Origin of the sequence: Paenibacillus sp. FSL H7-0940 (assembly GCF_037979415.1) — a bacterium.
Lineage (GTDB): Bacteria > Bacillota > Bacilli > Paenibacillales > Paenibacillaceae > Paenibacillus > Paenibacillus amylolyticus.
Genome location: NZ_CP150280.1, coordinates 376,012 through 390,519, shown reverse-complemented (window position 1 = coordinate 390,519; position 14,508 = coordinate 376,012). Strand labels below are relative to the sequence as shown.

At 45.6% G+C, this 14,508-nt stretch carries 7 protein-coding genes; all 7 read right to left on the bottom strand.

What is annotated here, in order from left to right; all coding sequences use genetic code 11:
- Positions 1-19 precede the first annotated feature (19 nt).
- Entirely contained in the window at positions 20-892 is an 873-nt protein-coding gene (locus MHB71_RS01670; RefSeq protein ID WP_047843969.1) for an ABC transporter permease, read from the bottom strand.
- Positions 889-1,869, bottom strand: coding sequence for an ABC transporter ATP-binding protein (locus tag MHB71_RS01665; protein WP_017686951.1), 981 nt, complete (start codon positions 1,867-1,869; stop codon positions 889-891). The genes MHB71_RS01670 and MHB71_RS01665 overlap by 4 nt, the downstream gene beginning before the upstream one ends.
- An 87-nt stretch (positions 1,870-1,956) precedes the next feature.
- Complete coding sequence (fabD, locus tag MHB71_RS01660; RefSeq protein WP_340028644.1) at positions 1,957-3,231, bottom strand: ACP S-malonyltransferase; 1,275 nt, start codon at positions 3,229-3,231, stop codon at positions 1,957-1,959.
- 30 nt (positions 3,232-3,261) lie between these two features.
- The gene (locus MHB71_RS01655; RefSeq protein ID WP_047843971.1) at positions 3,262-4,332 is read right to left on the bottom strand and encodes an HAD-IIIC family phosphatase; all 1,071 of its coding nucleotides are present in this window, start codon (positions 4,330-4,332) and stop codon (positions 3,262-3,264) included.
- A 58-nt stretch (positions 4,333-4,390) separates the two neighbouring features.
- A complete protein-coding gene (locus MHB71_RS01650; RefSeq protein WP_340028643.1) occupies positions 4,391-4,624 on the bottom strand; it encodes an acyl carrier protein in 234 nt (77 codons plus the stop codon).
- A 35-nt stretch (positions 4,625-4,659) separates the two neighbouring features.
- Positions 4,660-5,511 carry a 3-hydroxyacyl-CoA dehydrogenase family protein gene (locus MHB71_RS01645; RefSeq protein ID WP_340028641.1) on the bottom strand — a complete coding sequence of 284 codons (852 nt, stop codon included), beginning with the start codon at positions 5,509-5,511 and terminating at the stop codon, positions 4,660-4,662.
- A gap of 27 nt (positions 5,512-5,538) precedes the next feature.
- Entirely contained in the window at positions 5,539-14,505 is an 8,967-nt protein-coding gene (locus tag MHB71_RS01640) for an SDR family NAD(P)-dependent oxidoreductase (RefSeq protein ID WP_340028640.1), read from the bottom strand.
- Positions 14,506-14,508: the final 3 nt, after the last annotated feature.

Below are 14,508 nucleotides of genomic sequence, written 5' to 3'. Positions count from 1 at the left end.
TCTTTGGGATCAAGAATAATCAGATTAGGTTGAGACCTTTTTTCTTTGCCATCTTTTCTACCTTGCGCAGCATAACGATTGAGATGATTGTATACGAAATGGCAAAAAAGATGAGGATGCACCATTCCATCCAGATCGGTGCAAGGGGCACCCAATCTGTTTTGAAACTGTAATAACGCACCATATCATACCCCCAGGTATAAGGCAGGAGATATGCGATCCAACGAACGACTGCAGGAAACTGGTCCACTGGGAAATAAGCACCTGCTACAAATTCAAACATGATAAACAAAATACCCACAATGGATGAGACCTGGCGGTACAGAATCCCCAGTAGTGCAATCATGACGCCAAGCGCCATTAATGCAACGATGACCACAAGACAGGTGACTAGAATCATCATGGATTCAGCAAAGTTGAGACCTGCGTACAGGACAAGCAGGATATACATCGGTATGAACACAATGACATTCATTAATGCACTGGCTACAACCGTCCCTACATAATACGCATAACGAGAGATTGGATTGCAGTACAGATACTCCAATGTGCCGTTATGGAGATCATTCGTCACGGCACCGAGCGGAGCGTTTAACGCTACTCCATAGAACAGCCATACAAGGATTGCACCCAGATAAAAGATAAACAGGTTATCTCCTTGAAGTACATTCTCTCCCTCGTATACAACAAACGTGGACATCAGCAGGAAAAAGAGTACTCGTAGACCCAACTGTAGGAAGTTACCGAAGAAGTTGGGCAGATACCTTACAGCAATCTGCAATTCCTTCACGGTTGTTGCCCACACGACGGTGAAAAATCCGGTAGGTTTACCTATGGCTTGCAGCTTTAGGGTTTCCTGACCTGTCCCGGTTTTAGCGTATTCGATACTCACTGTTCTCTGCCTCCTGCCAATGTGTACTCTAAATTCTCGTCAGACTTCACATAGAGCTGAACAAACAAATCTTCAAGTGTTAGTTGTCTATGCTGAATGGTCGTATGGATATTGCCTTCTTTTAATTCACTAATAACCGCACCCATCCCGTCGTACAGGTTCGTGATTCCGAAGGAAACCGTGTCTTCCTCCTCACGAATAATAGTGGAAGTTACCTCCGGCAGAGCAGTGATTCGCTCCTGAATGGAAGGGGGCAAGTCTGCTCTGGGAATGTCGATGAATTCGACTGCGCCCAGATTGGATTTTAGTTCGGCAATTGTACCTGTTTTAAGGAGTGTTCCTTTGCGCATCAGGGACACACGGTCCGTCATGTCCTCTACCTCAGTCAGAATGTGAGAGGTCAGAATAATGGATTTCCCCTCATCCCGCACATAACTTTTAATGAACTCACGTACACGTCTGGAGATTACGGGGTCCAGGCCCTTGGTCGGTTCATCCAGATATATCACTTCAGGATCATGCAGCAAGGCTCGCATAATGACAACGGTTTGCTTTTGGCCTCCCGATAATTGCATAAATTGCTTGTTCAGATGTTCCGAGAAATCCAGATACGTACTTAATTTGTCAATCTGGTTAGAAATCTCTTGTTTGCTAAGTCCGGTAAGTCTTCCAAAGAATATCAAGTTCTCTCGAACAGTTAATCTCGCATAAGCAGAGCGTTCAGTATCTTGACCCACGTATCCAATTAGTCTCCTGATGATGTTCGCATCGGTATCCAAATCGTAGCCGCCGATATTGACAATTCCGGAGTCCTTGGTCAACAGAGTCGCCAGGACTTTAATAAAAGTTGTTTTACCTGAACCGTTAGTCCCCAGAATTGTGTGGATCTCACCCTTGCGAAGCTCAAAGGACATGTTATCTAACGCTAGGTGTTTACCATAGGACTTCGTGACGTTCTCAGCGGATAGCACTCTCACTTGTTCTCCCCCTTTATGTATTGCCTGTATTGCTGAATTCATGGGAGGGCGAATACGCTATTACAGCGTATTTCGCCCCTAATGTAATTACTTTACGCCGACAGCTTCGTGTACCAGATACTCCGCCAGTTCGTAGTGATGTCCAGTATCATCAATGATATGATTCATCCACTGATTTCTTTCTTTAACAGGTAACTTTTTGGTTTCAAAGATGCCCTTGAGCAGTTCCAACGCTTCTATCATTTGCTCTTTTGAGGGTTTGTCCCCTGAATTTTCAGCCTGCTCCTGAATTGCCTGGATTCGTTTGTAACGCTGAACAACACCTTGTTGATACTCTGCTTCATCCCAATTCTGGTTCGGCGTTGCCACTGCAATTGCTAAACATTTAGTTATGACTGTGGGTACTCCTTTTTTCTTCTTGCCATCCGATTGAAACATGCTGATCAATTTTTGACGTTCCGCTTTTTCGCCAAAACAGAGCGAATTGATATCAGGACAGTTCGTTTTGGTCAATTTATTCAATACATTTTTGGGTCCCATTTCGATGGCAAGTGTGACACCAAAACGCTCAAGGTATTGAAGAATCCGTGTCCATTGCACAGGTTTGACCATCTGATCTGTCAGCAATCCCGGAATTCGCTCCACATCACCATAAGGTTGACCTGTAACATTGGATAGTACCGGCCATTTGAACATATTGTACGAATACTTTGCCAGTTCTTGGCCGAGCCGCTCTGCATCTTCCGCCATCAGCGAACTATGAATGGGTGCACTGGACATTAGGGGAGTAACCTGACCATCGGCATCCAATACGGCTGCTTCGATCTCCTCCAGTACGTATTGATGACCGGATACGGCAGCTTGTGTTGGCGAATTATAACAGGAGACTACAGCTACACCCTGCTCGCCGCTGTATTGTTCACAGAGTTGCTCCACGATGGATGCGTCAATACCGTCCATAATGGTCATGGATCCTGTGCCCCGATCAATATGAATCTGCATCATTGCACCACGCAATTTGGTGATTCGAACAGCATCGGAAAATGTCATGGCGCCTGAACATACCAACGCCGAATATTCACCCATACTGTGACCTGCACAGAATTGTGGTCGAATCCCCACTTCTTCCATATACACTCTGAAGGCCGCTACATTCGTTGCCAGAAGAGCAGGTTGCATGTTCTCATTCTGATTCAGTTCAGATAGACTTCCTTCAAAACATAGTTTTGCCAGATCCACACCTGCAACGTCACTCGCTTCCTCGTACGTTTGCTTGGCAATGCTATATTGATCATAGAAACTCTTTCCCATACCTACATACTGAGAACCTTGTCCCGGAAACAGCAGTGCTATTTTTTCCATGTCGTAACCTCCATTAATAGGGTTGGTGTATTAATTATTAATAATGTTCAGTTCCACATATGAAGGAATTTTCTGAATATAGCTCATGTCGTGTTCAAAAATGACAAGGTCCTCTTCCTGATGGATTTCTTTGAATCCGCCAAATTTATAGGTCAGATACATCATCCGATTACGATCGGTCATTTTGAATTCAGCCCGTATCTTGACCCCGGCTTCTTTCGCCTGTTCCAGGATATAATTCATGAGAATCGTGCCTACCCCTCGCGACATTACACGGCAAGACATCAGCAGCAGCTTCACGGTCCAGTACTCCTCTTCCATCTCAAGCAAAGCGAGTCCAATTTTTCCATATGCTCCATACTTGTCTTCCAGTCCTGTAATGAGAAGTTTGTGATTAGGAGATTGACTGAGTTGTTCCAGATCTTCATAGGAATAGGTATACCCTGTGGTGTTCAGCTGATGAGTCCGCACCGTCAACTCTTCAGCACGCTGCAGATCATCTCCCTTGAGAGGAGATATCGTGAATGTCATGCCAAGTGAAGCCAGAAAGTCATCTTTGGGACCTGTGAATTCATCTTCCGCCTTATTACGGATCTCATCGCTTTTGTACATTAAACGGCGAAGTTTGGAGTCCTCCGTAATAAAACGGGGATTCATCATCTCCATGTCGGGAATGTCCAGGTACTGGGCAGCATCTATGCATCGAACTTCAGCATGCTCAAACTGTACCTCTTCCAGCTCAAACATCTGATCATCCACAAAAGCAACCGTATTCGCTCCGATATTAATGGAAGTTATGATGGATTGAATCGAGCTCGACTTGGAATTCCAGTGAATCTGGGGATATAGGAAGTATTCATGAATTCCGAATTCCTCAAGCTTCTCCATGGCTGTCTGATGGTCATTTTTACTGGCGATGGATTGCAGAACCCCACGCTCGTCCAGTGTCCGAATCACATCAATAATTCCCTCTCTCAAGACAACATTCTCATCTTCCAGAAGGACACCTTCCCAGATTGTATTATCCAGATCCCAGACGACCAGCTTCACCTTCTCTTGCTTTTGTTTGTCCATTACCGAACTTACCGATGGATCACCCATACCTGAACCCCTCCTTGGCATATTGTTCCAAACTATTGCTTTAAGCCCGTCAGGCAGTCTATGCTGTCTTTCGTTCAATCAGTTCATTAATCTTGTTCAACGTACGGAAGTTGCTCAGATCCATATCATGGGTCTCAATCCGAATGTTGAATTCTTTCTCCAGAAACATCACCATCTGCATTGCAAACAGGGAATTGGCAAAACCCAATTCAAAAATATCCTCATCATCCTGAATTTCACGTTTGCGATAGAAACGACTCAGAAATGTTTTTACTTTGACCTTGGACTCCATGCACAGTCACCTCGTATAATTTATAGTCGATACACTTACAGAATCACGTGCTCAAAGAAGCCTTGACCGCTTTTTGCGCCTAACAATCCGGCATCCACCATCTTGCGAAGCAAGGGACATACTCTGTATTTCGGGTCCTGATAACTCTCATAGAGTACATCCAATGAATGAACCACAGTATCCAAACCAATCAAATCCGCTGTGTGAAGTGGGCCCATCTTATGTCCGAAACATTTGACGAATATGTCATCCACCTCTTCCGGTGAAGCTACCTGATCCTGAACAACAAAGGCAGCTTCATTCATGAGAAGATGGGATATTCGATTAGATACAAAACCGGGAAGATCTTGTACCAGTATGGCTTCTTTGCCCATAGTATGGAGCAGGGATCTGGTCGCTTCAATCGTTCTATCCGAAGTGTGATAACCCTGAATAGCTTCGACTACGGGCTTTAACGGGACCGGATTCATAAAATGTACACCGATGACCTTGTCAGGCCGTTTGGTGATGGAACCAACTTTTGTGATCGAAATGCATGATGTATTGACCAAATAAATACAAGAATCGGGGCAATAGTTTTCAAGCTGTGCATAGACTTCTTTTTTCACATCCCATTGTTCAGGCACGTTCTCAATAATAAAATCAGCATCCCTGAGTGAATCGTATTGTGTCGTAAACTCCACACGTGAGAGCACCGTTTCCGGGTCTTCGACCTCGGTATCCTTATTGTAGAATCCAGAAAATCGGATATTGGTAAACAAGGCTGTCCTCGTCTGATCCAAAACTTCATCACTCACGTCGATCAAAACCACGTTGTGCCGGGACTGGGCAAGGCTCTGCGCAACCCCTTTTCCCATGACGCCTGCTCCGATTACACCAACCTTCATTCCTATCAACGCCCCTCTGTGATCTGACTAGAAATTGAAATTCACTTCTTCATCCACAGCTTCATCCGTGATATCCGTGACACGATCAACTTCAATATCATAGATCAATGTATCCGGCTGCTCTGAAATTATCTCAAGAATTTTCACATAATCTTTGGCGATATATTCAGCTGTGCCAGGCAAGAACAAGCTTGTATTATATTCCAGAATAAACTCGATCGTACCGTCCCGCTCAATCGCATCCAGTGCCAGATCAAACCTTGAAACTCCACTGTCATAATCGATTAATGTGCCTTTGAAAGCCTCAATCTCTCCGGTGTACATCCCAACATTTTGTAGTGCGAAATACACATCAAACAGCGGATTTCTGCTCGGATCACGTGTACTATTCACAAGCTGTACAATTCGGTCGAATTGACAGTCCTGATGCGCAAAAGCCGATAACGTACGTTGCTTCACGTCCAGAAGTAACTCCCTAAATGATTCATCAGGCACAGGTTCGTTTCTCAGGACAATTGTATTTACAAACATGCCAATGGTGGCATCAAAGTTACCCTGTTGGCGACCCGTAACAGGCGAACCGATGAGTATATCACTCTGGTTCGTGTATTTATGCAATAGGACATTTAAGGCGGATAAGAGTAACATGTATAGCGTGGTTCCTGTACGTGCTCCGAGCTTGCCTATACGTGCAGTGAGTGCTTCGTCAGCATAAAAAGTCATTTTGGCTCCATCATAGGTTTTTCGATCAGGTCGTGAAAAGTCTGTTGGAAGTTGCAGTGTCGGCAATGGTCCTTTCAGCGTTTCCAGCCAGAAGGCTTCCTGTGATTTAATCGAATCCGATTGCTGATACTGGTTGCTCCACTCCGAGTAATCTCTATACTGATAAGGAATATTCGGTAGAGGTGAACCACTGTACATTGACGTGATTTCGTGCATCATATTGTCCATCGACATGCCATCTGTAACCAAGTGATGCACATCGAACATCAACAGATGGCGACCGTCATCCAACGAACCAACAATCATGCGGATCAACGGTGCCGCTTCCAGATCAAACGGTCGGACAAACTGCTTCACTACATCTTCCACTGCTTCCGTTCCACGAATGACATCTGGCAACGTTTCGATTGAAAAATCCACGTTCTCGTGAATTCTCTGAATCGGCTCTCCTTGTTCCCAGTGAAATGATGTACGGAACGATTCATGGCGCTGAATCAGAGTGTTCATATAACCGTTCAACGTCAATGGGTCAAAATTCCCCTCCATAATCAACGCTTTGTTCAGGTTATAACTGATGTTGTCCGGGTCCTGAGTGCAAAGGTAGAATATCCTTTTTTGAGCTGATGAAAGTGGATATTTTTCTTTGGCTTCTGCATGAGGGATGGACTGTTGTCCGACTGTTGCACTTTCCACATCGACCAAAGATTGCAGGTGAACTCCCAGTCCCCAGATCGTCGGATATTGCAGCACATCCGAAGGATTAACCTGTATCCCCGTTTCCCTGTATATATCCGATGCCATCTTGAGCCCAATAATGGAATCTCCACCATATTCGTAAAAATCATCATACAGATCCATTTCTGTCAGTCCCAAATGAAGTGACCAGATCCGGGATAACATCTGTTCCATGGCTGTATATTGACCATCATTGCGGCCGTGTAATGAGACTTCTTTGTTCAGCGTTGCCTTTCTCATCTCCACTTCAGCAATCACGCTGGCACTTTGATCCTGAATCGTGTTGTATACTTCCTCCGACATCATCATTGGCATATCACCTACGTAGGCCATATATTCCGAGTCATAATTCAGTTCGCCGATGATAGATCGATGCACTTTACGCTGAAAAGCCTGGTCAAAGGCCTTTAATGCAGACTTTGTTAAAACAGACTTGAATACCATGTCATCATTTACGCCAAAATCTTTGGCCATCCCGGTCTCTTTCCAGGCCACCCAATTGATCGTTAACGTTCGTCCGCCCCTGCGATTGCGATACGCTGCATAAGCATCCAGATAACTATTCGCTGCTGAATAATCTCCTTGACCCGGAGAGCTGAATAATGTTGAAGTGGTTGAGAACAGAACAAGAAAATCAAGAGAGTCTTGGGCTGTTGCCTGATCAATATTCCAGGTTCCCTGGACTTTCGGAAGCAACACACGGTTAAAGGTCTCCGCATCCTTGGATGCAAGGAACCCCTCACCGGCTACCCCTGCACCATGAACAATGCCATCCACTTTGCCGTACTGCTCTCTGATGTTCTCCATGAGTCTTGATACTTGTTGAAGATCACCTGTATCCACGCTGTAGAGACCTACTGTGGAACCTTTGGTCTCAATCGAATGTATCCATTTAATTTTGTTGCATTGCTCCAGATCCTTGTTATCCTCCAAAATGGCTGGCCATGTTTCCCGATCAGGGAAATCCGATCTGCCTGCAAGAATCAAGGTAACGTTGTGTCTGTTGGCAAAATGTTCTGCAAATGCTCGGCCAATGCCGCCCATTCCACCGGTGATGAGATAGACCCCTTGCTGCTTAATGGTTACATCAGAGAGCTCAGCTCCCAACAGATCTGTCTTCCTAAACTCTTCCACATATCGTTGACCCTTCCGATAAGCAGTGGAGTAGAAAACATCATCTGCATTCATTGCATTGAGCAAAATAGGAATAGCGGTGTCATCATCTATATCTATGACCTTGCATTCCAGCTGAGGATGCTCTTGTCCAATCGCTTTGCCCAAGCCAAACATCGTTGCATATTCAGGAGCAAGATGTGATTCGTGGCCGCTAACTTCGTGAACGTACTGGGATAACAGAACAATGCGCATTCGATTTCGCAATCCTGCACCTGCAATGGCTTTTGTAAGGTAAAACAAGCTATGCACACCTCGGCATAAGGCATCCTCCAGTTCCTTCGGACTCTCGGGTGCTGTATGACCCTTTATGGTAAAGGTGTGAATAATCTGATCTATTCTGTGGTTCTTCGTAGCCTTCAATAATTGCAGATACTGGTCCTCCGAACCATCGATCTGATAATGAACCGGAGAGATCTTCGCATATGTTGCACCAAGAGTAACTTCAATTACATGTGCTCCACGTTCAGTAAGTTCCCGGGAGAGACTGTCACATAACGGAATTGTCCCCTTCAAAAGCAAGACGGTTTGCGGATTCGGAATGAGTCTCTCAGGATTCGTTGCTTCCACCCAGCCAATGGTGTAATGCATCGTTGGTTCTTCCTTCTGCACAACGGATGGTTGAACCGCAACTCGTTCGGGAATATCAATCCAGCAACGATTGCGCTCGTAAGGATACGTTGGAAGATGGAGCCGGAAGGTTTCCTCTTCTGCGTACAATCTGGACCAGTCAATATCGGCTCCCTGTGTATAAAGAATCGATATTTCCTCCAAGTGCTGATCTTCCCATCCGTGCTCGTTAATGAGCTTCAGTACCCTGTCTGCTTGCTCGTTTAATTCACGAAGTTTTTGTTCCGTCAATTCGCCAACACCCGGCTCCTTCGTCTCAGGAACCATTCGATGTTCAGATGCATAAGCAAGGGACGGTTTAATGTCGCTAAACGGGCATCCACGCAGCTTGTCCAATCGGGCTACCAGCTCTTCTTTGTCTTTAAAAGGAATGGCGATACGCAACTTGTAGTGTCCTCTTCCCTGAGCAGCTGTTCCGCACAGGCTTAACAAATCCAGTTCATCGTAACTATCGAGATAATCATGATAAGCTGCGATCAATCTGGATAGAGAGTCTTTACTTTTGGCGGAAAGAGGCAGAATATAAGGTCTGCGTTCCTCAGCTTGGACAAATGTCTGTACTGGGGCCTCTTCCAGGATAACGTGACAATTGGTTCCACTAATCCCAAACGCGCTGATCCCACAGCGTCGCGGTCCTTCCTCGGAATGCCAAGTACGCAGACGGGTATTCACAAAGACCGGTGAGTTGGAAAATTCAATTATTCGATTAGGCCGATTAAAGTACAGCGTCGGAGGAAGCTTTTTCTCACGCAGCGCCATGACCGCCTTCACCAAACTAATCACTCCAGCAGCCTCCGAAGAATGCCCCAAGTTGGTCTTGATGGAACTCACCGCACAGAACTGCTTGCGATCTGTGTAGCTCGACAGTGCATCGGATATGCCCTTAATTTCAATCGGATCTCCCAATGTCGTGCCCGTGCCATGTGTTTCAATGTAGGTGATTGTCTCCGGTTCGACTCCTGCATCCTCCAGAGCAGATATAATTACCTCTGTTTGAGATGCCGGATTAGGTGCCGTGATGCCTATTGAACTGCCATCCTGATTCACAGCCCCGCCTTTAATTACAGCATGGATCGAATCTTGGTCATCCAATGCCTGCTGAAGTGATTTCAGCAGTACCACTGCAACCCCTTCTCCAATACCTGCTCCATCTGCTTCATCATCAAAAGCTTTGGAGCGATGATCTGTAGACTCAATGCCAAGTTTCATATTTTCATCATCCACCGGGCACAGATTAATCTTGATTCCGCCAGCCAGTGCATAATCACATTGTCCGCTACGAATAGCTTTGCAAGCCATGTCTACAGACACCAATGAAGATGAACAGGCCGTATCAATAACCATGCTTGGACCCTTTAGATCCAATAAATATGAGATCCGGGCAGACATCATTGCTGTCAGATTACCCACCATGGAGCTTGATCCGCTCCCAGGATCAACTTCATATAAGAGACGTGCATACAGATCTCGCAAGGTTGCCGCATAGCCCAGATATACGCCTGTTTTACTACCACTCAATCTGGTGCCGCCATACCCTGCATCCTCAATTGCAGTCCACGCAGCTTCAAGAAATAATCGCTGATTGGGATCCATTAGACTTGCTTCCTTGGGCGATAACCGAAAGAAACCTGCATCAAACTTGTCTATGTGTTCCAGATACGCGTTCTCGTTGTATTTCATCTGTGCCTGGTCATGACCTGTGAACGCAAAATGCTTGTCAATATCCACTTTTCTCGATTCCGGAAACGACCGAACCAGATCCGTGCCGTTGACGAGATGTTCCCATAGCTCCTCAGGTGTGGAAGCAAACGGCACATTCACAGCCATGCCGATAATCGCAATATCTCCATCTCGTTCCGCCGCAGTACGCTTCTTGAGATGCATCGCAGGAGAAGGACGCTGTTCCTCCTTCTTGTTTTTTCCACCGATAAATTTTGCGAGATGATGTACATTCGAGTATTCGAACAGGTCCGTAACATTAATGGCTCCTGGAAAAATTCGCTCAATCTCACTCTGAATTTTCATTAGCAGAATAGAGTCCGCACCTAGTTCAAAGAAGTTGTCGTGAATATCAATTTGATCAAAACCTAATATTTTTCTGCAACATTCGGCCACACGTTTTTCCGTATCACTAAACTCTTCGTTGAGACTTCCTGTCAGACTTACTTCTCCTGCTGGATTTGTTGTTACACTCTTTGCTTTGTTCACTTTTTCCTGCTTCTTTTTTTCCTTAAATAGTTCAATTTGCGCAGTCAGCACAGGAGAGAGCATCACCCCTGATTTTTCGAGCAGGAAGACTCCACCGTTCTCATAATTGAGATAACCTACAAGTGCTCTCGGTACATTATGGGATAACACCTGCTCAAACCCTTCAAGAGCCTTACAGGTTGGCAACGTCTTAAAAATGGTATCGATTGTGAAACCACCTTCAAGGGCCATACCGGTTTCTTTCCAGGTCGTCCAGTTCACCACATGTGTCCTTCTGCCAAGCTTGTTCCGATATTCCCCGTAGGCATCCAGATAAGCATTGGCTGCGGTATAATCTCCTTGAACGGCTCCGCTAAACATCGTTGCTACCGAAGAAAACAGAATAAAGAAGTCCAGATCATCCGAATGGGTAACTTCATCCAAAATACGTGTACCCATTACCTTCGGATTGAAAATGCTTTTAAACTGGTCATCCGTACGATTCATCAACAGGTCGGATCTTCCGATTCCCGCGCCATGGATAACCCCCCGGATCTTCCCATGACGTTGACGCAGCTCTTCTACAATTGGAACTACCTCTTCTTTTTTGGAAATGTCAGCGCTGTATATTTCAACGGTAGCTCCCATATTTTCAATATCAAGAACTCCCTGAATCTTTCGGCATAACGACTGATCCTGCTTTGCTTCCAAAATTGCTTCCCATGTTCTCCGGGGTGGAAAGGCAGTACGATTAATCCAGGCCAGATGTACCTTGTCCCTGCCAGCCAAATATTTGGATACTTCAATCCCGATACCTCCGGCTCCACCAGAGACAAGATATATCCCTTCTGAATGAAGAGCCGGAAATTGTCCATTGTTACTGTCCGACTCTGCAACAGGCTGGAGTGTACCGAATGACTGAATATACCGTTTTCCGTCTCGAATGGCGGTAAGGAATTGATCTGTTTTTCTGAAAACAGACTCTGCACTCCCCTTGCTCCATAGCGTATCTTCCAGATCGATAACTCGACATTGGATGTTCAGATGCTCCTTACGTATGACCTTGGCAAGACCTTCTAGCGGTGCGAGTTCGGGTCTAAGAATCTGTTCTTTGCCTGTGACATGATGGACGCATTGGGTCAAAATCACCATATCCATATCATAATCAATACCATGTCTGGTCAATGAACGAAGCAGATACAGCAGGCTGTAAACGCCGCGTTCCTGTGATTCATTCAACTCCACCAGATTCTGAACAGAAGTGTCCGAAGCAAAGGTAGGTGCGTAGATGACCTGTGACCATGATTTTGAATCCAAAGCATTGACTAAAGAATCAAAATCGACCTCTTTGGAACCAATTCGAAAATCAGTATCGTTCCTCTGTTCATAGTAATCTCCCGGGCAAACCTTAATGACGTCCTTACCCGATTGTTGCAAAAGCAATGCAAGGTCAGCCCCACCTTTGTCATCAGCCGTAAAGAGTACAACTCTCTCGCTTGAATGAACTTCGTTATCCTCGTAATCTCCCTCAAGCTCATGCCACGTGAGAGAAAACAATCCGTTGTCATGGTGGACACTCTCTTCTGCTGGTCTGCTTCCCATGTCAATCCAGCATTTCTGCGAATCAAAAGGATAACCCGCCAGAGGTACGGTCTTCGTAGACTTGCCCTCATACAGACGCCACCAGTCCACGGATGCTCCTTGCACGTAAAGAGTACACAGGCGCCCCCAGTCAAATGTAGCCTCATTCATCTGGTTCAATTCTTGCCGGACCTCTTCGCTTAACGCACGAACGTTTTTCTGAGTAATATCATGTACCCCTGAAACTTCCCTATTGTCGCTGATCAGTCGGTGTTCCCCATAATGAAACCAAGGTGCTGTGAACGTATGAATGTCTCCAGATATAACCTGGGTCAGCTTAATGCGAAAATCCTCCAAATGTTCAGCCAAAATGATCACTCGGTGAGCATAATGTCCGCGACATGCATTGGCTGTTCGACACACATCCAGTAATGAATACCTGTCGGAGAAGGTAGATACTCCGTCCAGATACTGTTTCATCAGAACTTGAATTCCATGATCTGATCCCGCAGACAACGTGAATGGATGAACACCCGTATGCCCATCATGCGTAACGTTCAAAGTGGCCTGTACAGGAGCTTCTTCCAGCACTATATGACAATTCGTTCCGCTCAAACCAAATGTACTTATCCCGCATCTACGCGGATCAGCACCTCGCTCCCACTCTCTTAACCTTGTATTGACATAGACGGGTGAATTCCCGAAATCAATATTCAGGTTTGGATAATTAAAATGAAGGGAAGGCGGGAGTTTCCGATGATACAACGATAAAAGTCCTTTAATCAGACTGGCCATACCTGCTGTTTCATACAGATGACCAACATTGGTTTTGACCGAACCAATTGCACAAAATTGCTTTTTATTCGTATATTTTCGGAAAGCACGTTCCAGCCCCTGAATCTCGATAGGGTCACCCAGATTCGTTCCTGTTCCATGAGTTTCAATATAGGCCAAGGATTCCGGGTGGATGCCTGCTCGCTTCCACGCCTCCTCGATTACTTCGGATTGAGCAACCGGATTGGGGGCCGTGATGCCCATGGACGTTCCATCCTGATTCAAAGCGATGCCTTTGATTACACCATAGATGTGGTCCCCATCTTTCTGAGCCTGACGAAGCGGCTTCAAAATTACTGCAGCCACACCTTCACCCATACCGGAGCCATCTGCTTCTTTATCAAAAGCTCTAGTCCGGTAGTCGGTGGATTCAATCCCAATCTTCAGAAAATCATTGTCCACTGGCAAAATATCCAGCTTAACGCCTCCGGCAATGGCCATGTTGCAATCCCCGTTCATCAGCGATTTACAAGCCAGATAAACGGATACCAACGAGGACGAACAAGCCGTATCCACTACCATAGTCGGTCCTTTTAGATTAAGCAGATACGAGATGCGGGTAGGAAGCATTGACGCGATATTTCCAGTCATCGCAATAGACAACTCTTCCGGATGGGTATCCTTGATCATTTCCTTATAGTTGTTACTATTGGCAAATCCGGTAAAGACACCGGTATTGCTTCCTGCAAGCTTTTGCCCGCCGTAACCGGCATCTTCGATGGCATGCCATGCTGTTTGCAAAAATAAACGATGACAAGGGTCCATCAGACTGGCCTCTTTTGGCGAGAGACGGAAGAACTTATAATCGAATTGATCCACTTCATCCAGAAAAGCACCATCAAGATATTGAAGGAATTCGTCTGAATATCCGCTTAGTCTAAGGTACTCATCCGTTACAGATTTTCGATCAGATGGATAATCACCTATGCAATCAATCCCCTGCTCAACAATGTGCCAGTATTCCTCCGGACGATTCGCATGGGGAAATTTAAGGCTCATGCCTATGACTGCTATATCCTCTTGATGATTTGCTTCTTCCTGCTTCAGCAGATTGATGACCTGAATCCCCGTCACTTTGTCAATTTTGCCGGAGGCTATGTTTTCAACAACATGTTTGTAGACTTTCTCCACAAG